The organism is Kitasatospora sp. NPDC023118 (assembly GCF_055560875.1).
The window spans coordinates 233,296-255,161 of sequence record NZ_JBVHHW010000004.1 but is presented as its reverse complement, the minus strand read 5'-3'; the positions used below and the strand labels follow the sequence as shown (position 1 = coordinate 255,161).

Annotated in this window: 23 protein-coding genes; 17 read left to right on the top strand and 6 right to left on the bottom strand. The window is 72.0% G+C overall.

What is annotated here, in order from left to right; translation table 11 throughout:
- Positions 1-31 precede the first annotated feature (31 nt).
- The 8 genes from ACZ3UD_RS07435 (at position 32) to ACZ3UD_RS07400 (ending at position 7,339) form a co-directional block, all read left to right on the top strand.
- Positions 32-589: a F0F1 ATP synthase subunit B gene (locus ACZ3UD_RS07435; RefSeq protein ID WP_465583344.1), complete on the top strand. Its 558-nt coding sequence runs from the start codon at positions 32-34 to the stop codon at positions 587-589.
- Positions 586-1,401, top strand: a complete 816-nt coding sequence (locus tag ACZ3UD_RS07430; RefSeq protein WP_465583341.1) for a F0F1 ATP synthase subunit delta — start codon at positions 586-588, stop codon at positions 1,399-1,401. The genes ACZ3UD_RS07435 and ACZ3UD_RS07430 overlap by 4 nt, the downstream gene beginning before the upstream one ends.
- 156 nt (positions 1,402-1,557) lie before the next feature.
- Entirely contained in the window at positions 1,558-3,132 is a 1,575-nt protein-coding gene (gene atpA, locus ACZ3UD_RS07425; protein WP_465583338.1) for a F0F1 ATP synthase subunit alpha, read from the top strand.
- Between the two features lie 32 nt (positions 3,133-3,164).
- The gene (locus ACZ3UD_RS07420; RefSeq protein WP_465583336.1) at positions 3,165-4,079 is read left to right on the top strand and encodes a F0F1 ATP synthase subunit gamma; all 915 of its coding nucleotides are present in this window, start codon (positions 3,165-3,167) and stop codon (positions 4,077-4,079) included.
- A gap of 2 nt (positions 4,080-4,081) precedes the next feature.
- The gene (gene atpD / locus ACZ3UD_RS07415) at positions 4,082-5,527 is read left to right on the top strand and encodes a F0F1 ATP synthase subunit beta (protein ID WP_465583334.1); all 1,446 of its coding nucleotides are present in this window, start codon (positions 4,082-4,084) and stop codon (positions 5,525-5,527) included.
- A 184-nt stretch (positions 5,528-5,711) separates the two neighbouring features.
- Entirely contained in the window at positions 5,712-6,095 is a 384-nt protein-coding gene (locus ACZ3UD_RS07410) for a F0F1 ATP synthase subunit epsilon (protein ID WP_153462636.1), read from the top strand.
- Positions 6,096-6,243: 148 nt separating this feature from the next.
- Positions 6,244-6,744, top strand: a complete 501-nt coding sequence (locus ACZ3UD_RS07405) for a DUF2550 domain-containing protein (RefSeq protein WP_030057523.1) — start codon at positions 6,244-6,246, stop codon at positions 6,742-6,744.
- A gap of 22 nt (positions 6,745-6,766) precedes the next feature.
- Complete coding sequence (locus tag ACZ3UD_RS07400; RefSeq protein WP_465583329.1) at positions 6,767-7,339, top strand: cob(I)yrinic acid a,c-diamide adenosyltransferase; 573 nt, start codon at positions 6,767-6,769, stop codon at positions 7,337-7,339.
- Here the strand turns inward: ACZ3UD_RS07400 and ACZ3UD_RS07395 are convergent.
- Positions 7,336-7,929, bottom strand: coding sequence for a hypothetical protein (locus tag ACZ3UD_RS07395; RefSeq protein ID WP_465583327.1), 594 nt, complete (start codon positions 7,927-7,929; stop codon positions 7,336-7,338). The two genes, ACZ3UD_RS07400 and ACZ3UD_RS07395, sit on opposite strands and share 4 nt — an antisense overlap.
- Before the next feature lie 157 nt (positions 7,930-8,086).
- Between ACZ3UD_RS07395 and ACZ3UD_RS07390 the strand changes: the two genes are divergently transcribed.
- The 5 genes from ACZ3UD_RS07390 (at position 8,087) to ACZ3UD_RS07370 (ending at position 14,211) form a co-directional block, all read left to right on the top strand.
- Positions 8,087-9,289, top strand: a complete 1,203-nt coding sequence (locus ACZ3UD_RS07390; RefSeq protein ID WP_465583324.1) for a sensor histidine kinase — start codon at positions 8,087-8,089, stop codon at positions 9,287-9,289.
- Complete coding sequence (locus ACZ3UD_RS07385) at positions 9,286-9,936, top strand: response regulator (protein WP_380611561.1); 651 nt, start codon at positions 9,286-9,288, stop codon at positions 9,934-9,936. Before ACZ3UD_RS07390 ends, ACZ3UD_RS07385 begins: the two co-directional genes overlap by 4 nt.
- Before the next feature lie 226 nt (positions 9,937-10,162).
- Complete coding sequence (locus tag ACZ3UD_RS07380; RefSeq protein WP_465583321.1) at positions 10,163-11,032, top strand: 3-hydroxyacyl-CoA dehydrogenase family protein; 870 nt, start codon at positions 10,163-10,165, stop codon at positions 11,030-11,032.
- Between the two features lie 380 nt (positions 11,033-11,412).
- Positions 11,413-11,730 carry an STAS domain-containing protein gene (locus ACZ3UD_RS07375; RefSeq protein ID WP_380611563.1) on the top strand — a complete coding sequence of 106 codons (318 nt, stop codon included), beginning with the start codon at positions 11,413-11,415 and terminating at the stop codon, positions 11,728-11,730.
- A 174-nt stretch (positions 11,731-11,904) separates the two neighbouring features.
- Entirely contained in the window at positions 11,905-14,211 is a 2,307-nt protein-coding gene (locus ACZ3UD_RS07370) for an ATP-binding protein (protein ID WP_465583318.1), read from the top strand.
- Positions 14,212-14,215: 4 nt separating this feature from the next.
- Here ACZ3UD_RS07370 and nucS read toward each other — a convergent pair whose 3' ends face one another.
- Positions 14,216-14,875, bottom strand: coding sequence for an endonuclease NucS (gene nucS, locus ACZ3UD_RS07365; protein ID WP_465583315.1), 660 nt, complete (start codon positions 14,873-14,875; stop codon positions 14,216-14,218).
- A 481-nt stretch (positions 14,876-15,356) separates the two neighbouring features.
- On the opposite strand from nucS, the gene ACZ3UD_RS07360 reads away from it, so the two are divergent.
- Entirely contained in the window at positions 15,357-15,749 is a 393-nt protein-coding gene (locus ACZ3UD_RS07360) for an SCO5389 family protein (protein ID WP_380452930.1), read from the top strand.
- Positions 15,750-15,813: 64 nt separating this feature from the next.
- Here the strand turns inward: ACZ3UD_RS07360 and ACZ3UD_RS07355 are convergent, their stop codons facing one another.
- Positions 15,814-17,124 carry an LLM class flavin-dependent oxidoreductase gene (locus ACZ3UD_RS07355; protein WP_465583311.1) on the bottom strand — a complete coding sequence of 437 codons (1,311 nt, stop codon included), beginning with the start codon at positions 17,122-17,124 and terminating at the stop codon, positions 15,814-15,816.
- Positions 17,125-17,399: 275 nt separating this feature from the next.
- Between ACZ3UD_RS07355 and ACZ3UD_RS07350 the strand changes: the two genes are divergently transcribed.
- Entirely contained in the window at positions 17,400-17,720 is a 321-nt protein-coding gene (locus ACZ3UD_RS07350) for an ATP/GTP-binding protein (RefSeq protein WP_465583308.1), read from the top strand.
- Positions 17,721-17,745: 25 nt separating this feature from the next.
- Here the strand turns inward: ACZ3UD_RS07350 and ACZ3UD_RS07345 are convergent, their stop codons facing one another.
- Together ACZ3UD_RS07345 and ACZ3UD_RS07340 are read right to left on the bottom strand one after the other, a co-directional pair.
- Positions 17,746-18,513 (bottom strand): ABC transporter permease, encoded by a 768-nt coding sequence (locus tag ACZ3UD_RS07345; RefSeq protein ID WP_465583305.1) that lies wholly within the window; start codon positions 18,511-18,513, stop codon positions 17,746-17,748.
- Position 18,514: 1 nt separating this feature from the next.
- Complete coding sequence (locus tag ACZ3UD_RS07340) at positions 18,515-19,519, bottom strand: ABC transporter ATP-binding protein (RefSeq protein WP_465583302.1); 1,005 nt, start codon at positions 19,517-19,519, stop codon at positions 18,515-18,517.
- 130 nt (positions 19,520-19,649) lie between these two features.
- On the opposite strand from ACZ3UD_RS07340, the gene ACZ3UD_RS07335 reads away from it, so the two are divergent.
- Both ACZ3UD_RS07335 and ACZ3UD_RS07330 read left to right on the top strand, forming a co-directional pair.
- Positions 19,650-20,447: an alpha/beta fold hydrolase gene (locus tag ACZ3UD_RS07335; RefSeq protein ID WP_465583300.1), complete on the top strand. Its 798-nt coding sequence runs from the start codon at positions 19,650-19,652 to the stop codon at positions 20,445-20,447.
- Positions 20,444-20,755, top strand: coding sequence for a hypothetical protein (locus ACZ3UD_RS07330; protein WP_465583297.1), 312 nt, complete (start codon positions 20,444-20,446; stop codon positions 20,753-20,755). The genes ACZ3UD_RS07335 and ACZ3UD_RS07330 overlap by 4 nt, the downstream gene beginning before the upstream one ends.
- A 105-nt stretch (positions 20,756-20,860) precedes the next feature.
- On the opposite strand, the gene ACZ3UD_RS07325 is transcribed toward ACZ3UD_RS07330, so the two are convergent.
- A complete protein-coding gene (locus ACZ3UD_RS07325) occupies positions 20,861-21,790 on the bottom strand; it encodes a coiled-coil domain-containing protein (protein ID WP_030282004.1) in 930 nt (309 codons plus the stop codon).
- Between the last annotated feature and the right edge of the window lie 76 nt (positions 21,791-21,866).

Sequence of the window (21,866 nt, the reverse complement as noted above, 5' to 3'; positions counted from 1 at the left end):
TGCCGCAGACCCTTTCGAGGAAGGTCCAGAAATGAGCATCGTGGCTCAGCTCGCGGCTGAGGAGAAGATGAACCCTCTTCTCCCCAACACGCCCGAGATCGTTATCGGCCTGCTCTGCTTCTTCATCGTCTTCGGTCTGCTCGGCAAGAAGCTCCTCCCCAGCATCGAGAAGGTGCTGTCGGAGCGCCGGGACGCCATCGAAGGCGGCATGGAGCGCGCCGAGGCCGCTCAGGCCGAGGCCCAGGCCCTGCTTGAGCAGTACCGCGCCGAGCTTGCCGAGGCGCGCCACGAGGCTGCCCGCATCGTCGAGCAGGCTCGCGAGCAGGGTGCCGCCCAGCTTGCCGAGATGCGCGAGGAGGGCCAGCGTCAGCGCGAGGCCATCGTCGCCGCCGGTCACGCGCAGATCGAGGCCGACAAGAAGCAGGCGACTGCCGCCCTGCGTCAGGACGTGGGTTCGCTGGCCACCCAGCTGGCTTCCCGCATCGTCGGCGAGTCCCTTGAGGACAACGCCCGGCAGAGCGGCGTGATCGACCGCTTCCTGGACGAGCTGGAGGCCAAGGCCGCCGTTGCTCAGGGTGCGGCCAAGTGATCGGCGCCAGCCGCGAGGCTCTTGCCGCCGGTCGGCAGAACCTGGAGAGCCTGACCGACTCCACCTCGGTGGACGCGGCCAAGCTCGCCGAGGAACTCACCGCCGTCACGGCCGTGCTGGACCGCGAGGTCTCGCTGCGCCGCGTCCTGACCGACCCGTCCCGGTCCGGCCAGGACAAGGCCCAGCTGGTCACCTCGCTGCTGACCGGTCAGGTCTCCGGCGAGGCCGTCGACCTGGTCTCCGGTCTGGTCCGCTCCCGCTGGTCGGGTTCGCGTGACCTGGTGGACGCGACCGAGGAGCTCGCCGCGTACGCCGAGATCATCGCCGCGGACAGGGCCGGCGTCCTGGACGACGTCGAGGACGAGCTGTTCCGTTTCGGCCGGGTGGTGAGCGGCTCGCACGAGCTGCGCGCCGCGCTGACCGAGCCGAAGGCCGGCGCCGTCGCCAAGGCCGAGCTGATCAAGAAGCTGCTCGGGGGCCGCGCCAACGCCGGTACCGTCCGGCTGGTCACCGCCATCGTCAACGCGCCGCGTGGCCGTAGCCTGGAGCAGGGCCTCGAGTCCTACTCGAAGCTCGCCGCCGCGCGCCGCGGCCGCGTGGTGGCCCTGGTCACCAGTGCGGTGCCGCTGTCGGACACCCAGAAGGAGCGCCTGTCCGGTGCTCTGGGCCGGATGTACGGCCGTCAGGTCCACCTGAACATCGACATCGACCCCGAGGTCGTCGGCGGTGTCCGGGTGCAGATCGGCGACGAGATCATCGACGGCACCGTGTCGAGCCGCCTCGAAGGCGCTCGCCAGTCGCTCGAAGGCTGAGCACCCAAGCAGCACATCCGACCCTCGGTCGGGAAACCGGTTCCCCAAGGAGCCGGCAAATCGTACGGCCGGTTCATACGACCCGGCCGAGAGTCGAGTACTTGCGGCCCTCAATGGCGGGCCGAGGATCGCAAACTAGGAGAGCAGGGAAGCCTGATGGCGGAGCTTACGATCCGTCCGGAGGAGATCCGGGACGCGCTGGCCGACTTTGTCCAGTCGTACCAGCCGGACGCCGCCTCTGTGGAAGAGGTCGGCACGGTCACTGACGCGGCGGACGGCATCGCGCATGTCGAGGGCCTGCCCTCGGTCATGGCGAACGAGCTGCTGAAGTTCGAGGACGGCACGCTCGGCCTCGCGCTGAACCTCGACACCCGCGAGATCGGTGTCGTCGTCCTGGGTGAGTTCGGCGGCATCGAAGAGGGCCAGACCGTGCGCCGCACCGGCGAGGTCCTCTCGGTCCCCGTCGGCGACGGCTACCTCGGCCGCGTCGTGGACCCGCTGGGCAACCCGATCGACGGCCTGGGCGAGATCGCGGCCAGCGGCCGCCGCGCCCTGGAGCTGCAGGCCCCCGGCGTCATGGCCCGCAAGTCGGTCAAGCAGCCGCTGCAGACCGGCATCAAGGCCATCGACGCGATGACCCCGATCGGCCGCGGCCAGCGCCAGCTGATCATCGGTGACCGCCAGACCGGCAAGACCGCGGTGGCCGTCGACACGATCATCAACCAGCGCGACAACTGGCGCTCGGGCGACCCGGAGAAGCAGGTCCGCTGCATCTACGTCGCCGTGGGTCAGAAGGGCTCCACCATCGCGTCCGTCCGCGGCGCCCTGGAGGAGGCCGGCGCGCTGGAGTACACCACCATCGTGGCCGCTCCCGCCTCCGACCCGGCCGGCTTCAAGTACCTCGCGCCGTACACCGGTTCGGCCATCGGCCAGGAGTGGATGTACGACGGCAAGCACGTCCTGATCATCTTCGACGACCTGTCGAAGCAGGCCGAGGCCTACCGCTCCGTCTCCCTGCTGCTGCGCCGCCCGCCGGGCCGCGAGGCCTACCCGGGTGACGTCTTCTACCTGCACTCCCGCCTGCTGGAGCGCTGCGCCAAGCTGAACGACGCCCTGGGCGGCGGCTCGATGACCGGTCTGCCGATCATCGAGACCAAGGCCAACGACGTCTCGGCGTACATCCCGACCAACGTCATCTCCATCACCGACGGCCAGTGCTTCCTGGAGTCCGACCTGTTCAACGCCGGCATCCGCCCGGCCGTGAACGTCGGTATCTCGGTCTCCCGCGTCGGTGGCTCCGCCCAGATCAGGGCCATGCGCTCGGTCGCCGGCCGTCTGCGTCTGGACCTCGCCCAGTACCGTGAGCTGGAGGCCTTCGCCGCCTTCGGTTCCGACCTGGACGCGGCCTCCAAGGCCCAGCTGGAGCGCGGTGCGCGCATGGTCGAGCTGCTGAAGCAGGGTCAGTACCAGCCGTTCCCGGTCGAGGAGCAGGTCGTCTCCATCTGGGCCGGCACCACCGGCAAGATGGACGACGTCCCGGTCGCCGAGATCCGCCGCTTCGAGCGCGAGTTCCTGGACCACGTGCGCCTGCAGCACAAGGACCTGCTCGCCGGCATCGTCGAGACCGGCCTGCTCGCCGACGGCACCGTCGACGCGCTGACCACGGCGATCGAGGCCTTCAAGCAGGGTTACCAGACCGCTGACGGCAAGCTGCTCTCCGAGCAGGCCTGAGTCCGGCAACGAGGGAAAGGACGTAACGACCCATGGGAGCACAGCTTCGGGTCTACAAGCGCCGGATCCGCTCTGTCACCGCGACGAAGAAGATCACCAAGGCGATGGAGATGATCTCCGCGTCGCGCATCGTCAAGGCGCAGCGCGCGGTGGCCGCCTCCACTCCGTACGCCGATGAGCTCACCCGGGCGGTGACGGCGGTGGCCACCCGGTCCAACGCCAAGCACCCGCTCACCACCGAGAACCCGGACGCCAAGCGCGCCGCCGTCCTGCTGATCACGGCGGACCGCGGCCTGGCGGGCGGTTACTCGACCAACGCCATCAAGGCGGCGCAGACGCTCACCGAGCGCCTGCGCGGCGAGGGCAAGGACGTGGTGACGTACATCATCGGCCGCAAGGGTGTCTCGTACTACACGTTCCGCGGTCTGACCATCGCGGAGTCGTGGACGGGATTCTCGGACAAGCCGACCTACGGTGACGCGAAGACCGTGGCGGCCGACCTGATCGAGGCCTTCACGGCCGAGACCGGCGGTGTGGACGAGCTCCACCTGATCTCGACCGAGTTCGTGTCCATGCTGACGCAGAACGCGGTGGAGGCGCGGCTGCTGCCGCTGAAGCTGGACGAGGTCCAGCTCAGCGACCAGTCGCCGGCCAAGTCGGAGATCTTCCCGCTGTACGACTTCGAGCCGTCGGCGGAGGGCGTCCTGGACGCGCTCCTGCCGCGGTACGTCGAGAGCCGGATCTACAACGCGCTGCTGCAGTCGGCCGCTTCCGAGCACGCCGCCCGCCGCCGCGCGATGAAGAGCGCGACGGACAACGCCGGCGAGCTCATCAAGTCGCTCACGCGGCTTGCCAACTCGGCCCGCCAGGCCGAGATCACCCAGGAAATCAGCGAGATCGTCGGTGGCGCCAACGCGCTCGCTGACGCGAGCCGCGGGAGCGAATGAGAATGACCACCACTGTTGAGCCGACCACGGCGACGGGCCGCGTCGCGCGGGTCATCGGCCCGGTCGTCGACGTGGAGTTCCCCGTCGACGCGATTCCGGACATGTACAACGCCCTGCACGTCGAGGTGGACAACCCCGACGGCAGCGGCAAGAAGACCCTGACCCTTGAGGTCGCCCAGCACCTCGGCGACGGCATGGTCCGCGGCATCTCGATGCAGCCGACCGACGGCCTGGTCCGTGGTTCGCAGGTCACCGACACCGGCGCGGCCATCTCCGTGCCGGTCGGCCAGATCACCAAGGGCAAGGTCTTCAACGCCCTCGGCGACGTGCTGAACGTGGATCAGGCGGAGTTCGACCAGCAGGTCGAGGTCCGCTGGCCGATCCACCGCAAGGCCCCGGCGTTCAAGGACCTCGAGTCCAAGACCGAGATGTTCGAGACCGGCATCAAGGTCATCGACCTCCTCACCCCGTACGTCCAGGGCGGCAAGATCGGTCTGTTCGGTGGTGCCGGTGTCGGCAAGACCGTTCTGATCCAGGAGATGATCTACCGCGTCGCCGAGAACTTCGGTGGTGTGTCGGTGTTCGCCGGTGTCGGCGAGCGCACCCGTGAGGGCAACGACCTCATCGACGAGATGGTCGACTCGGGCGTTCTGGACAAGACCGCGCTGGTCTTCGGCCAGATGGACGAGCCGCCGGGCACCCGTCTGCGCGTCGCGCTGTCCGCGCTGACCATGGCGGAGTACTTCCGTGACGTCGAGAAGCAGGACGTGCTCCTCTTCATCGACAACATCTTCCGGTTCACCCAGGCCGGTTCCGAGGTGTCGACCCTGCTCGGCCGCATGCCCTCCGCGGTGGGCTACCAGCCGAACCTGGCCGACGAGATGGGCCTCCTGCAGGAGCGCATCACCTCGACCCGCGGTCACTCGATCACCTCGATGCAGGCGATCTACGTCCCCGCGGACGACCTGACCGACCCGGCCCCGGCCACCACCTTCGCCCACCTGGACGCGACCACCGTTCTGTCGCGCCCGATCTCGGAGAAGGGCATCTACCCGGCCGTCGACCCGCTGGACTCCACGTCCCGCATCCTCGACCCGCGGTACATCACGCAGACCCACTACGACACGGCCGTCCGTATCAAGGGGATCCTGCAGAAGTACAAGGACCTCCAGGACATCATCGCGATCCTCGGCATCGACGAGCTGTCCGAAGAGGACAAGATCACGGTGCACCGTGCGCGTCGCATCGAGCGCTTCCTCTCGCAGAACACCTACGTGGCGAAGCAGTTCACCGGTGTCGAGGGCTCGACCGTTCCGCTGTCGGAGACCATCGAGGCCTTCAACGCGATCGCGGACGGCAAGTACGACTCCGTCCCGGAGCAGGCCTTCTTCATGTGCGGTGGCATCGAGGACCTCGAGAAGAACGCCGCCGAGCTGGCGAAGAAGTAAGCGCGGCCGGTAGCAGCTGAGTGACCGTGAGGGGTGGCCCCCGAGCCTGGGGTCCACCCCTCACGTCGCATCGGCTGTGATTCCGGTCAAATCCGTGCCGCCGGTTTCATGCCGGGGGCGCGGGGCCGTTATTCTTACCGAAACTCCCGAGTAATCGGGCGTTGCATGAGCCTAGGAGCCCACGTTGGCTGAGCTGCACGTCGAGCTGGTCGCAGCCGACCGCAAGGTGTGGTCCGGTGCGGCCACCATCGTCGTCGCCCGTACGGCCTCCGGTGACACCGGCATCATGCCGGGCCACACCCCGGTGCTGAGCGTGCTGGAGACCGGCCCGGTCACCATCCGCACGGTGGACGGCGGGACCGTGATCGCCGCTGTGCACGGCGGCTTCATCTCCTTCGCCGACAACAAGCTGTCTCTGCTCGCGGAGATCGCCGAGCTGGCGGACGAGATCGACGTCGCGCGTGCCGAGCGCGCACTGGAGAAGGCCAAGTCGGACCTGGACGCGCACGCCGAGCGGCGCGCCGAGGTGCGTCTGTTCGCGGCGCGCGGCCTCAAGGCCCACGCCTGAGTGTGCCGGACCCCGGCTTAGCGGGGTCGACCGACGGTCCCGGGGACGCGCGAGCGTGACCCCGGGACTGTCGTCGTAGTTGGTAGGTCAGCGCGGTCGCTTCATACGACCGTAACGGGGAACGCGGGTAGCGAGGAGGTAGGTGAGCATGGTCCTCGCGCTTGTGGTGTGTGCGGCGGTCGTGGCGCTGGGAGTGATCGGCCTGATGGCCTTCGCCGTGCGCCGCCGCCTGATCCAGCGGGTCGGCGGCACGTTCGACTGCAGTTACCGGCTCAAAATGCCCGCCGACGCCTCGACGCAGCCCGACCTCGACGAGAACGGCAAACCCACCTCAGCCCCGGTCCCCCCGACCGACGGCAAGGGGTGGGTTTTTGGTATCGGCCGGTACAGCGGCGATTCGATCGAATGGTTCCGGGTCTTCTCGTACGCCCCGCGCCCGCGCAAGGTGCTGCCGCGCCGGGAGATCGAGGTGCTCGGCCGGCGCTACCCGGAGGGCCAGGAGGAGCTGGCGCTGCTCTCCGGCTCGGTGGTGCTGCGCTGCCTGCACAACGGGGCGCCGCTGGAGCTGGCGATGAGCGAGGACGCGCTCACCGGATTCCTGGCCTGGCTGGAGGCCGCCCCGCCCGGCCAGAGGGTTAACGTCGCCTAACCCGTCGGGCTAGGGTGGCCGCATGGTCAATCTGACGCGCATCTACACCCGTACCGGGGACGACGGCACCACCGCGCTCGGCGACATGAGCCGGACCACCAAGACCGACCCGCGGCTGATGGCGTACGCCGATGCCAACGAGGCGAACGCGGCGATCGGGGTGGCGGTGGCGGCCGGTGGGCTGGCCGAGGACGTGGTGGCCGTGCTCACCCGGGTCCAGAACGACCTGTTCGACGTGGGCGCGGACCTGTCCACCCCCGTGGTCGAGGACCCGCAGTACCCGCCGCTGCGGGTGCTGCAGTCCTACATCGACCGGCTGGAGGGGGACTGCGACCACTACCTGGCCCAGGTGGAGAAGCTGCGCAGCTTCATCCTGCCCGGCGGCACGCCCGGCGCGGCCCATCTGCACCTGGCCTGCACGGTGGTGCGGCGGGCCGAGCGCTCCACCTGGGCGGCGATCGCGGAGTACGGGGACTCGGTCAACCCGCTGACCGCGAAGTACCTCAACCGGCTCTCCGACCTGCTGTTCATCCTGGCCCGGGTGGCCAACAAGGAGCGCGGCGACGTGCTCTGGGTGCCGGGGGAGAACCGCTAGCCCCGCTCGGCCGGGGCCTGCTCCACCACGACCCGGCCGTTCTCGACCCGCACGCCGGCCGGCGGCTCCTTGGGCCAGATCGAGAAGCAGCCGGCCACGATCACGTTCACGACCGCCGCGATGCCCAGCTTCCAGTACCACTGGCCGAAGGTGCCGAAGTGGGCGGAGCCCGCGGAGAGCGGGACGAGCAGGGTGATCAGACCCAGGGTGATCACGGCGGACACGACGGTGCGGCCGGCCACCTGCCACTCGTACCTGGTCCGCTCCGGGCCGTACTTCGGCGAGGGCAGCGGCTCGGGGCCGCCGGCGAAGCGGTGCAGGAAGTGCCGGTCGGCCCAGCGGACCAGCGAGGGGCCGTAGCCGACCGAGAAGCCGGCGTAGCTCGCGGCGAGGGCGTGCATCCAGCCCGCCTCGGCGCCGCCGCGCAGGTTGAGCACGGTGAGCGCGTACAGGGCGAGGTCCACCACCGGCAGGCCGATCAGCAGCGCGGTGCTGGTGCGGCGCCAGCGCAGCAGGTAGCGGGCGGAGAGCGCGAGGCCGAGCACGATCCACCAGGAGATCTCGGCCGCGACGATGAGGGTGACGATCACGTTCTGCTCCCGGTCGTATCGGCGGTGTCTCCAGCCTCGTGCGCGGGCGCGGCCGTGTCGTCGTCGCGCGGTGCCGTCCGGAGCTGCATCTTTCGATGTAGCGGCCTCCTCCGTGGACGGGAGCCGGTGCGGGGGCCGGGGATGGTGAGATGGGGGTGTGCTCGTACCGTCCGTCCCCCCGCGCCGGCTGGACCGGCTGATCGCCCTGGCCGGGCTGCTCGGCGGCGCGCTGCTGATCGTCTTCAGGGTGTACGACCGGCCCGAGCGCAATCCGCTCTGGTTGGTGCTGCTGACGTTGGTGGTGATGGCCGGGCTGGAGCTGGTCCGGCGGACCCGGCCGGTGCTCGCGGTGACGGTGGGTGGGCTGGCCTGCGCGCTGTGCCTGCTCACCGGCAGTCTGCTGGCGACGCTGATCATGTACACCGATCTGCTGTACGCGGCGGTGGTCTACGGCACCCGGCGGATGTCGAAGGTGCTGCACCTGACCAACGGGTCCACCGTGCTGGTGCTCTCCGGCTTCGCGCTGTACTACGGGGGTACCTCGGCCGGGCTGCTGATCGTGGTGGTCAGCTCGCTGCTCTTCCTGGCGCCGGTGTGGACCGGTGACGTGGTGCGCAAGCACCGGCGGGAGGCGGAGACCGAGCGGCTGCGCGCCGAACAGACCGCGCTGCTCTCGGAGATGGACCGGCGTGAGGCGGTCGGCGCCGAACGGGCGAGGATGGCACGGGAGTTGCACGACGTGGTGGCCAACCACCTGTCGGCGATCGCGATCCACGCCACCGGTGCGCAGTCGGTGGCCAGGCGGCGCCGGCTCGCCGAGGACGATCCGCTGGTGGAGGTGCTGGCCGTGATCCGGGAGAACAGCGTCCAAGGATTGGCCGAAATGCGTCGCGTGATCGGACTGCTCCGGGACAGCGGCGGGGGAGAGGTCGACGAGTCCTACGCGGCGCCCGACCTGGCCGCGGTGGACGCCCTGCTGGCGAAGGCCCGGGCGGCCGGGCAGGACGTGGGGCTGGAGTTCGAGCTGACCGAGGACGGCGAGCGCGGCGAGGTCCCGGTGCCGGTCGGGTTGGCCGCGTACCGGATCGTCCAGGAGTCGCTGACCAACGTGCTCAAGCACGCCGGGCCGGGGCTGGTCACCCTGCGGCTGGAGTTCGGGCCCGAGGAGCTGCGGATCGCCGTCGACAGCCCGTACCGGGGCGGGCCGGGCCGCGAACTGCCAGGCGCCCGGGCGGGACTGGTGGGCATGGCGGAGCGGGCCGGGCTGCTCGGCGGCAGCTTCGAGGCCGGGCCGCGGGACGGCGGGTGGAGCGTGCGCGCGGTGCTGCCGCGCGGCCGGGAGAGCGAGGGACGGGCATGACGATCCGGGTGCTGGTTGCCGAGGACCAGGCGGCGGTACGGGCCGCGCTGGTGATGATCCTGCGGGCCGAGCCCGGGTTCGAGGTGGTCGGGCAGGCCGCCGACGGTGAGGAGGCCGTCCGGCTGGCGCTGGAGCTGCGGCCGGACGTGGTGCTGATGGACGTGCAGATGCCGCGGCTGGACGGCGTCTCGGCGACCCGGCAGGTGGTCGCCGCCGGGGCCGCCCAGGTGCTCGTGCTGACCACCTTCGACCTGGACGAGTACGTCTACGGCGCGCTGCGGGCCGGCGCGGCCGGGTTCCTGCTCAAGGACCTGGAGGCGGACACCCTGATCGAGGGCATCCGCACGGTGGCCCGCGGGGACGGCATGCTGGCGCCCTCGGTGACCAGGCGGCTGATCGGCGTCTTCGCCCGCCCGGAGCGGCAGGTCGGGCCCGAGGCGAGGGCGGCGGTGGCCGGGTTGACCGCCCGCGAGCGGGAGGTGCTGGCCTGCATCGGGGTGGGGCTGTCCAACGGGGAGATCGCGAGCCGGCTGGAGATGGCGGAGGCGACCACCAAGACCCACGTCAGCCGGATCCTGGCGAAGCTGCGGCTGCGCAGCCGGGTGCAGGCGGCGATCCTGGCCCAGGATCTCGGTCTGACCATCTGAACCATCTGAACCGTCTGGACCGTCTGGACCGTCTGAACCGTCTGGCCGACGTCCTGAGCGACTGACCAGGTCGGTTGCAGATCACACTCCCGATTGCTACTGCGCGGGCGGTTCGAGCACTAGAGTCCCGGAATTGAGCGATGCGGCTCTCTCGGGCGGCGACCCCTGCCCTGAGCCGCCTTCAGGGCCCGCCCGCGGGGCGGCGACGGCATCGGGAGACCCAGCCATGAGCAATGCGTCCAGCAAGCAGATCGCCGTGATCGGTGCCGGCCTGATGGGCGCCGGCATCGCCCAGGTGTCCGCGCAGGCCGGCCACCCGGTGGTGCTGCGGGACGTCACCGAGGAGGCGCTGCAGCGCGGTCTCGCCGGCATCCGCGCCTCGTACGAGAAGTTCGTCGCCAAGGGCAAGCTGAGCGCCGAGGACGCCGAGGCCGCGCTGGGCCGGATCACCACCACCACCGACCTGGGCGCCGTCGCCGAGGCCGACATCGTGGTCGAGGCCGTGTTCGAGCAGCTGGACGTCAAGGAGGCCGTCTTCCGCGAGCTGGACAAGCTCGCCAAGGACGGCGCCGTGCTGGCTTCCAACACCTCCGCCATCCCGATCACCCGGATCGCCGCCGCCACCGCGCGCCCGGAGTCGGTCGTCGGGGTGCACTTCTTCTCGCCGGTCCCGATGATGAAGCTGGTCGAGCTGGTCCGCGGCTACAAGACCAGCGACGAGACGCTGGCCGTCGCGCGCGCCTACGCCGAGGGCGTCGGCAAGGAGGTCGTGGTGGTCAACCGCGACGTGGCCGGCTTCATCACCACCCGCCTGATCACCGCGCTGGTCGTCGAGGCCGCCAAGCTGTACGAGTCGGGCGTGGCCACCGCCGAGGACATCGACACCGCCTGCCGGCTCGGCTTCGGCCACGCGATGGGCCCGCTGCAGACCGCCGACCTGACCGGCGTGGACATCCTGCTGCACGCCGCCCGCAACATCTACACCGAGACCCAGGACGAGAAGTTCGCCGCCCCGGAGATCATGGCCCGCATGGTCACCGCCGGCGACCTCGGCCGCAAGAGCGGCCGCGGCTTCTACCCCTACGAAGGCAAGTGAGCCGACAAGGCTGAACGACCTGGCGGGCCGTGCGATCGGAGCATCGTACGGCCCGCTGTGCCGGGGGGTGAGTTTCCTCACGCCGGGTGCCGCAGACGGGTGATTTGGGCGGTAATCGAGCGTAGGTGTGGAGAGTTCCTGCGTATATTCCCTCGGACGAGTGAAGTTGCTTCAGATCAGGGCGGAAACCAGCAACCTGCGGCGTTGCTCCACCGTCAGATGAGGGAACCCGGCATTCCGACCGGGGCCGGGCGCGAGTCGAGCCGTCACCGGCGTCCCGCCCGGGAAGCCCCACCCCGATTCAGGGGCCACCCGCTGCCGAGCCCGTCGCGGCCGGGGCGGGCCAACCCGACCAGGCCACCGAGGCGAAGGAGGAGAGCATGCGCATCACCGGCGACCACACGGCGCTGGCCATCGAAGGCCGCCTCGACGTGCGCACCGCCGCCGACGCGCGGGCCCGGCTGCACCAGGCCGTGGACGGCGGCCTCGGCGACCTCGTGCTCGACCTCGGCCGACTGGAGTTCTGGGACGCCACCGGCCTCGGCGTGATCATGGGCACCCACCGGCGGGCCGGCCGGATCGGCCGCCGGCTCGTGCTGCGCTCCGTCCCCGCACAGCTCCAGCGGCTCCTGGTGGCGACCAAGCTGCACCGCATCCTGGCCGTCGACGGCGGCGTCGCAGAGGCGCACGTCCTCTAGCCACCGCGGCTGCCCCGCACCTTTCCCGGACCGGACCGCACTGCGCGGGCGGGCCCGGATGTGCGAGAGTCTGCCCGTCAGAAGACGGCCGTCCGGGGCCCGCCCGCGGCCGCGACCGAAACGTGTGCCGCCCGGCGCGGGGCGCCGGCGGCCGAGCACGATGCGGAGCAGAACGTGGCACAGCCAACCGGGGAGTTCCGGCAGGAGGCCGTCCGCACCCGTGGCGGGGAACTGGTCTCCGGCGGCCTGCTGGTCGGTCTCGGAGCCCCGGACGGCTCCGAGGCCAGGCCTTGCCCGGAGGAGTGGCGCCCCCGCCCGCGCCGGATCGAACGCAGCGAGCCCGCCCGCGGCCCGGTCGGCGGCGTCGGCCGCGCCGTCGGCCCGCTCGCCCTCGGCGCCGGGCCCACCGACCTGCCGCTGCTCGACCGCGAGGCCGACATCGCCGAACTGCTCGGCCTGCTCGCCGAGGGCCGCTCGATACGCCTGGTCGGCCAGGCCGGCTCGGGCCGCAGCACCCTGCTGTCGGCCGTCGCCGAGGCCGCGGCCGACCTCGCCCCCGGTGGCGTCGTCCAGCTCTGCGGACACCGCCGCACCGCAGCCGACCTGCTCCAGGACCTCTTCGCGGCCACCCACCACGCCCCCGGCCACCGGCCCGACCCCGGCCAGCTGGCCGCCCACCTCGCCGAGATCCGCGCCGTCGTCGTGATCGACGAGACCGAGCCGACCGGCGCCGAGCTGGAGGAACTGCTCGCCGCCGCCCCCGGCTGCGCCTTCCTGATCTCGGTCGCCCCGGACAGCCCGCCGCTGCCGGGCGACTCCCGCATGCAGGACCACGCCGTCGCCGGGCTCTCCCGCTCAGCCTGCCTCACCCTCGCCGCCCGGCTCGCCGGACGGCCCCTGGACGTGGCCGAGAAGGCCTGGGCGGTCGACCTCTGGTTCGAGTCCGAGGGCCTGCCGCTGCGCTTCGTGCAGGCCGCCGCGCTGCTGCGCCAGCGGGACGTCGCGGTGGACGCGCTGGTCGCCGCCGAGGACGACCGGCGGGACGTCTTCGGCGCGGTCGACGAGCCCGTCCACGACCCCGACCCGGCGGTGCGCGAGAACGCGCTGCGCCGCACCGTGCCGCTGCCCTCGGTCGCCGAGACCGCCTCGCCCGCCGTCCGGCTCGCCGAGGGCCTGAGCGAGCCCGCGCAGGCCGTGCTGCGGCTTGCCGTGGCGCTCGGCGGCGAGTGCCCCACCGCGCCGCACCTGCCCGCGCTGATCGACGTCGGCCAGGGCGAGAGCGCGCTGGCCGAACTCGCCGACGCCGGGCTGGCGGTGTCCATCGGCGGGCACCACCGGCTCACCGCCGGGGCGCTGGACCTGCTCGCCCCGCACTGGCCGGCCCGCGGCTGCGTGGACGGCGCCGCCCAGCACTTCGCCTGGTGGGTCGGGCACAGCTCGGTCTCGCTGGAGCAGATCGCCGCCGAGGCCGAGGTGGTCATCGGCGTGCTGCTGGCCGACCGGAGCTCCGGCCGGCACGAGGCGGTGGTCCGGCTGGCCCGGGCGGCGGCGCCCGCGCTGGCGCTGGCGCTGCGCTGGGGCGCCTGGGAGCGGGTGCTGCAGCTGGGCCTGGAGGCGGCCCGGCGCACCGGCGCGACGGTCGACCAGGCCTGGTTCCACCACGAGCTGGGCGTGTACGCGATCTGCGTCCAGCAGCCGTCCCGGGCGATCGCCGAGCTGGAGACCGCGCTCACCCTGCGGGCCTCCGCCGGGGAGCAGCGCGGGGTCGCCGCGGCGGGCCGGATGCTCGACCTGCTGCGTGCCGACGGCCGGCAGCTGCCCGCCGCCGCGGTCGCGGCGGCGGCACCGGGCCGCGGCCCGGTGATCCGCAAGATCGCCGCCCGGGTGCCGGCCGGCCTGAAGGCCCGGGCCGGGAAACGGCGCCGGGTGGTGGTGGCCTCCGCGGTCGTGCTCACCTTCGGGGTGCTCGGCACGGCGGTGGCGATGAGCATCACCGGGCCCGAGGAGCACAAGGGGAACGACCCGCACGGGCGGTTGGACGACGTCGGCGACACCAGTAACGCGCCGATGCCGCTGCCGTCCGCCAGCAGCAGCCCGGGGACGGCCGGTACGGGCAGGACCGAGCCGGGCAGCCCGGCGGGGACGGGCACCAGCCCGGAGCCTGCGGCCAGCGGCAGCGCGTCGCACTCGCCGAGCGCCTCGCCGACCAGGAAGCCGAGCTCCTCGCCTGGGGCCACCGGGTCGGACGCCCCGCAGCAGCCGCAACCGCAGCGGCCCGCACCGGGGCAGCCGCAGCCGCCGGTGCAGCAGCCGGGGCAGCCGCAGCCGCCTCAGCCGCCGGGGACGCAGCCCTCGCAGCAGGTGCCGAGCCACACGGCGTCCGCGACGCCGACCGGCTCGGCCACGCCGCCGCCGACGACACCGCCCCCGTCGTCGGCGAGCCCGTCCGGGGCGCCGACCCCGACCGCTACGACGAGCTGAGCGATCAGAACAGCTTGAGCTTGTCGTCGTCGATGCCGCGCAGCTCGTCGTAGTCCAGCACCACGCAGCCGATGCCCCGGTCAGTGGCCAGGACGCGGGCCTGGGGCTTGATCTCCTGCGCGGCGAAGACGCCCTTGACCGGGGCCAACAGCGGGTCCCGGTTGAGGAGTTCGAGGTAGCGGGTGAGCTGTTCGACGCCGTCGATCTCGCCGCGGCGCTTGATCTCGACGGCCACCGTGGCGCCGTCGGAGTCGCGGCAGAGGATGTCGACCGGGCCGATCGCGGTCGGGTACTCGCGGCGGATCAAAGACCAGCCGGCGCCGAGCACCTCCATCCGGTCCGCGAGCAGCTCCTGGAGGTGCGCCTCGACGCCGTCCTTGATCAGGCCCGGGTCGACCCCGAGCTCGTGGGAGGAGTCGTGCAGCACCTCCTCCAGCGTGATGATGAGCTTCTCGCCGGCCTTGTTCTCCACCGTCCAGGCCCCGTCGGCCTCCTTGAGGGCGCACGGCGGGGACATCCAGTTGAGCGGCTTGTAGGCGCGGTCGTCGGCGTGGATGCTGACGCTGCCGTCGGCCTTGACCAGGATGAGCCTGGTGGCGGAGGGCAGATGGGCGGAGAGCCGACCGGCATAGTCGACTGAGCAGCGGGCAATTACGAGACGCACGGTCGACCACGCTAGCCCACCGGGGCCAGTTGATGCGATTCCGCGACGACCGGGTGAAGAAAGCGCGAACCCCGCGAACATGGAGGTTCGGCGGTCCCGCCACCGTCCGTCGCGCTCTGGCGCCCACGACATCAGGTCGCTACGGTGTGTGACGGCACGGCTGCGGGGTCGCTGTCAACGGGGATGGAGACATCGGATGAACGATCCGACAGGATCTGGCCAATCTGGTGCAGCGCCGCGTATTTCCGGAGCAATCCCCAGGAACGACCAGCCTGCTCCGCCGTTGACTGCCACGCTGTTCTGACGCGGTCGGTGTCCGGGACGTCACGTCCCGTGGTGCCTCCGCCTTCGCAAAGGGTGCCGGAAACGCCCGTCCCACGGTGTTCCGGACATCACGTGCGATTTCGCCCACCCTCGCTGTGAGCTTGGACTACGCATGACCACCCGGGCGCCGCGCGGGTGGACCGTGAGAGGAGAATCCATGTCGCTCGACGTCTCACCGGCCCTGCTGGAGAAGGCTGAGCGGGGCGAGGTCGACGAGCGGGAATTCGTCGACTGCGTCCGCGTCTCGCTGCCGTATGCCTGGGACCTGATCAGCTCGCTGGTCGCCCAGGCGAAGGTCGACGGCACCGACTTCGCCGACAACCAGGTACCGCCGCCCAGCGAGCAGGCCCGCGGCCAGCTGCTGCGCGCCCTGGCCAGCGATGCCATCCGGGGCGCCCTGCAGCGCCACTTCGGGGTGCGGCTGGCGTTCCAGAACTGTCACCGGGTGGCGGTGTTCCTGCCGTCGGAGGCCAACGAGGCGCGCTACGGCCGCTTCACCTCCGTCCGGGAGCAGCTGCTCAACCAGTCCGAGGAGCTGCGGGACTGCTGAGCCAGGCGGTGCCGGCCGCCCCCGTCCCCCGGTGCGGGGGGAGGGGCGGCGGCCACGCCCGGTCTCAGGAGAGCTGCGGCAGCACCTCGGAGCCGAGCCGGGCGATGTTGTGCAGGGTCGCCTCGCGGTCGCCGCTGCCCTCCGCGAGCAGGGCGAACCGCCGGATGCCGGTGCGCTCGGCGGTGGCCAGCAGCCGGTCGGCGCACTGCTTCGGGGTGCCCACCGCGTGCAGGTCGCAGAGGAGTTCGGTGTACTGGTGCGGGTCGCGCATCTTCCGCTCGCGGCCGTCCACGGTGCGGTGCGCGCCCAGCCCGTACTCGAACCAGTCGGGCATCGCGTTCAGCAGGGTGGCCCGGGCCTGCGAGGCGCGGTCGTCCACCTGGGCCACCCCGGCCGCGACGTGCTGGCGGCTGATCCGGCGCAGCTGCTCCTCGCCGCGCCCGGCGGCCAGCCAGGCGGCGCGGTAGAGCTCCAGCATCCGCAGCTTGTCGTCGTCGCCGGAGTGCATGCCGAGCAGCATCGGCAGGCCGCGCTCGGCGGCCAGCCGGACCCCGTTGGGCGAGGTGCAGGCGACCACCACCGGCGGGCCGGCCACCGGCCGTCCGGCGGTGGTGAGTTCCTCCCCGGGCCCGTCGGTGTCCTGGCGCTGGCGCGGGAAGCGCACCGGGCCGGAGGGCTCGTCCAGGCCGAGCCAGCTGCCCAGGCCCGGGCGCCGCAGCGACTCGGTGGCCTGCGGCACCACCGGCACCTCGGGGAAGGAGAACTGCGGGCCGTCCGCGCCCACCCGGGAGCCGCGCAGCCAGCGCAGCAGCAGGTCCAGCCGCTCCGGGAAGCCGTTCTCGAAGGCGTCCACGCCGCTGCCGAAGACGTCCAGGTCGATCCACGGCCCGCCGCGGCCCACCCCGAGCGTGAAGCGCCCGCCGGAGGTGAGGTGCAGCAGCGCGGCCTGCTCGCCGAGCGCCACCGGGTGGCTGGTGGAGAGCACGCTGACGGCGGTGCCGACGCCGATCCGGCGGGTGCGGCCGAGTAGCAGCGCGGCCAGTGTCGCGGCGTTCGGGCAGACCCCGTACGGGACGAAGTGGTGCTCGGCCAGCCAGACGCTGTCCAGGCCCGCGCGTTCGGCCTCGACGGCGGCCCGGACGGTGCGCTCCAGCGCCTCGCCGTGGGTCTGCCCGGGGAACTGCGCGGACAGCAGGAACGCGCCGACCCGGACCGGGGCGGTGTCCGGCGGCTGCGCGCCGGTGCGCTGCGCGGCGGTCAGCGGTTCGCCCGCGACGGCGGTCAGCGGCGGCACGGTGGTCAGCACCGGGCCCGGGGCGGGCGGCCGGACGCCGACGGGCCGACGGGTCTCGGCGCGGGGGCTGGTCTTGGTCATCGGGGGCCTCCTCGGGTGCACGCAGGGTCTGCGAGCCCCGCCTGTTCCCTTCGTGGGTATCCGATGTCATGTGCCAATGGCACGCGGAACCCTGAATTTCGCCGATGGTCGGGTGGATCTCGGCAAAAACGCCGGACCGCCGGCCGAACCCGTGATAGAGGCCGTTCAAAGAGGGGTCGGGCGCCACAGGGCCTGTCCCTCGGGCCCGTGCCGGGCCCGAGGGACAGGCCATAGGCTGGAACGACTTCGAACCCCCGGAAGAGAGGCAGTCCGCCGTGCCCCGCCGCAACCGGATCAAGATCGCCGCCCCCCGCGAGAGCGCCGAACCGACCACCCCGCGTGGCGGATCGCTGCGCCGTACCGAGCGCTACCAGGGCGACGACTGGGTGGTCCAGACGGTCGCCGGCACCTCGGACCGGCACTACCGCTGCCCGGGCTGCGACCAGGAGATCCCGTCCGGGATGGGCCACGTGGTGGCCTGGCCGATGCACGGCGCCGGGGTGGACGACCGGCGGCACTGGCACCGCGCGTGCTGGGGGGCGCGTGAGCGCCGGGCCTCCGACATCCTGCGAGGCCGCGGCGCTCCGCGCTACTGACCACCCCCCGGGGTGCCGAACTCCCTCACGCGTCGCGGTCCTTGAGCACCAGCGCGCCGCCGACCAGGGCCGCGGCGGTCCAGGCCAGGCAGATCGCGAAGCCCGCCCACGGCCCGTACGGCTGGCCGTTCTGCTCGTACACCAGCAGCATCCGCGAGCCCGCGTAGTCCGGGAAGTAGTGGGCCAGGGTCTTGACCTTCGGTACCGCCGAGAGGATCGGCGAGAGCAGGAAGAAGAACGGCACCAGCACGCCGAGGGCGAGCGTCTGGTTGTGCAGCATGGCGGTGACGCCGGCCGAGAACAGGCAGAGCATCGTCAGGTACAGCGCGGCGCCGAACACCGCGCGCAGCACGTTCGGCTCGCCGAGGGTGGTGGAGTGCGTGCCGAGCAGCGACTGGCCGACGAAGAAGGTGACGAATGCGGTCACCAGCGAGACCGTCAGGGCCAGCGCGCCGAGCACCATCGCCTTGCCGGTGAGCAGGGTGCCGCGCTGTGGGACGGCGGCCAGGGTGACCCGGATCATGCCGCTGCTGTACTCGTTGCCGATCGCCAGCACGCCGAAGACGATGATGGCCAGCTCGCCGAGCATGATGCCGGAGAAGGCCGTCCCGGTGGCGTCGAACGCGGCCTGCTCGTGGCGCCGGAACTCGGTGAAGTTGCTGTTGGTGAGCAGGGAGAGCAGCGCGCCGATGCCCACGGTGACCACGAAGGTCAGCGCGAGGGTCCAGACGGTGGAGCGGACGCTGCGGATCTTCGTCCACTCGGAGCGCAGGATCGCCGGGAAGGACGTCATCTCAGTTCTCCTCCTGCCGCACCGCGGCGGCCGGCCGCTTGCCGTCCGCCTTCCAGCCGCCGCCCCAGGGGCCGGGCGCGCCGGCCGCGTCCCGGCCCGGCCCGTCGCCCGCGTGGTACTCCACCGCGTCCGCCGTCATCTGCATGAACGCCTCCTCCAGCGAGGCCTGCTGCGGGCTGAGCTCGTGCAGCACCACGCCGTGCGCCGCGACCAGTTCGCCGAGGTCCGCGATGTCGCCGCCGACCACCTCGTAGGAGCCGTCCGGGCCCGGCTCGTGCCGCAGGCCGGCCGCGGCGAGCACGTCGAGCAGGCGCTCGGGCTGCGGGCTGCGCATCCGTACGGCGGAGCGGGAGTTGCGCCGGATGAACTCCGGCATCGGCAGGTCGGCGAGCAGCCGGCCCTTGCCGATGACCACCAGGTGGTCGGCGGTGACGGCCATCTCGCTCATCAGGTGGGAGGAGACGAAGACCGTGCGGCCCTCGCCGGCCAGGCGCTTCATCAGGTTGCGGATCCAGAGGATGCCCTCCGGGTCCAGGCCGTTGACCGGCTCGTCGAACATCACGATCTCCGGGTCGCCGAGCAGGGCGGAGGCGATGCCCAGGCGCTGGCCCATGCCGAGCGAGAAGCCGCGGGCCCGCTTGCGGGCGACCGGGGTGAGGCCGACCAGGGCGAGCACCTCGTCCACCCGGCGCTCGGGGATCCGGTTGCTCTGGGCGAGCCAGAGCAGGTGGTCGCGGGCGGTGCGGCCGGGGTGGACGGCCTTGGCCTCCAGCAGCGCGCCGATGTACTTGAGCGGCTCGCTGAGCTGCCCGTAGCGCCTGCCGTCGATGGTGACCCGGCCGCTGGTCGGGCGGTCGAGGTCGAGGATCATGCGCATGGTGGTGGACTTGCCGGCGCCGTTGGGGCCGAGGAAACCGGTGACCACCCCCTGGGGGACCTGGAAGCTGAGCCGGTCCACCGCGAGCGTCCTGCCGTAACGCTTCGTCAGGTCGTGCAACTCGATCATTCGGGCTCCCTTACTCCTTGTCAGGCTAGGACAAAGCGGATAACGCGGCCCGCTGAGTGGGCCCGCCGGGCGTGCCGGAATACGGTGGGCGCATGAGCCAGCGAAGCGAGCGAATCAACGAGGTGGGCGCGTGAGTCAGCTCCCCTCCGCAGTGTCGGTCCGCGAGAGCGGAACCGGAACCCCTCTCGTGCTGCTGCACGCCTTTCCGTTGAACGCCTCGATGTGGTCCACCCAGCTGGACGCGCTGCCCGGCCTGACCGGGGACGAGGTCTGGGTGCTCGCCCCCGACCAGCGGGGTTTCGGCGGCACCGAACTGGGCTCCGACGAACCCTCGCTGGACCTGGTCGCCGACGACCTCGCGCTGCTGCTGGACGCGGCCGGGATCGACCGCGCGGTGGTCGGCGGGCTCTCCATGGGCGGCTACGTGGCACTGGCCTTCGCCCGCCGCCACCCGGACCGGCTGACCGGGCTGCTGCTGGCCAACACCCGCGCCACCGCCGACACCGCCGCCGCCCGGGCCAACCGGGAGCGGATCGCCGCCGCCGTCACCGCCCGGAACAGCGTCCAGCTGCTGCTGGAGGAGAACGTGGCGGCCGGGCAGCTCGGGCCCCACTCGCAGCACCTGGTGGAGCGGGTCCAGGCGATGGTCGCCGCCGCGCCGCCGGCCTCCGTCGCCTGGGCCCAACGGGCCATGGCGGCCCGCCCGGACTCCCTGGAGGTCCTGGCAGGGCTGCGGGTGCCGCTCTCGATCGTCGCGGGCGCCCAGGACGCCCTGGTGGCCCCGGACGAGGCCGAACGGATGCTCCAGGCCCGCCCGGACGCCGAGCTGACCGTCGTCCCCGGGGTGGGCCATCTGAGCGCCCTGGAGGCGCCCGGAGCGTTCGACGCCGCCGTCCGCCGGCTGCTCGCCCGGGTGGCCGCCGGATGACCCCTGACGCGGCGGGCTGGGACTTCTCCGCACTGGAGGTGACCGGCCGGATGCCGGTGACCAACCGCGGCGAGGGACTGGTCGAACTCACGCTGGAACCGCTCGGCGAGGACTACTGGCTGCGCCCGGGGGAGACCTTCATCGTCACCTCGTACGGCGACCACGGGCCCGGGCACCCGTTCGAGGTGCAGTACTGGCCCGACTCGGTGTCGGTCTGGTGCACCTCCTGGTTCGGCACCGTCTCGGACGACGAGGGCAACCAGCTCAGCAGCGGCCACCAGCGGCCCGACGGGGCCTACCCGAGGTAGTGACGGCGAGAAAGCCGACAGGCCCTCACCCGCACGGGTGAGGGCCTGCTGTGCTGGTCCGTGCTCGCGCCCGGGGCTAGTCCGTGCTCGCGGCGCCGCCGGTCGTCAGCGCGACTGCTGGGCGGGCACGCCCATGGTGTCGTCGTTCGGCAGCGAGGCGGCGGCCACGGCCGCGCCGGTCAGCGTCGCCAGCATCTCGCGGACGTTGGTGAGCTGGGCGTTGATGCTGTCGCGACGGTTGGTCAGCGCCGCCAGCTCGCGCTCGGACTCGCTGCGGATGCGGTCCGCCTTGGCGTTGGCGTCCGCCACGATGTCCTCGGACTGGCGCTGGGCCGTCTCGACGGTCTGGCGGGCCCGGCGCTCGGCGTCGGTGCGCAGCTTCTCGGCCTCCAGACGCAGCTGCTCGGCCCGGTGCTCGATCTCGGCCAGGCGCTTCTCGGCCTTGGCCTGACGGGCGGCCAGGTCGCGCTCGGACTGCTCGCGGCGCTTGGCGAGGTTGGTCTCGAACTCCAGCGCGGCCTGAGCGGCCTTGGTGCGGGTCTCCTCGAAGAGGGCGTCCGCCTCCTCACGCTTGTTCTGGGCGTCCTTGTTGGCCTCGGCGCGCAGCTGGGCGGAGTCGCTCTTGGCCTTGTCGACGATCCGCAGACCCTCGTCCTCCGCCTTGGCCTTGCGGTCCTTGGCGTAGTTCTCGGCCTCGGTGCGGACCTGCTGGGCGGCGGCCTCGGCCAGCTCGCGGTGCTGCTCGGCGGCGCGGTGCGCCTCGTCGCGCAGGTCCTTGGCCTCCTCCTCGGCGAGCCGCAGGATCTTCTCGACCCGGGCGCCGAGGCCGGCGTAGGAGGGCTCCTGCTCGGCGACCGCCGCCTGGGCGGTCTGGGTCTCCAGGTGGAGCTCCTCGATGCGCTTCTCCAGCGCGCTGATCCGGGTCAAGGCACTGTCGCGGTCGGCCACCAGCTTGGTGATCCGCTCGTCGACCTGGGCGCGCTCGTACCCACGGCGCACCAGGTCGAAGCCGTGGGGGGAGTGACTGTCGCTCATGGGACTCTGGGCTTCCTGTCGTCAAACCGCTGAGGTGGTTGAGGGAATCCTGACACGGTACCGGAGTGTCGACGGC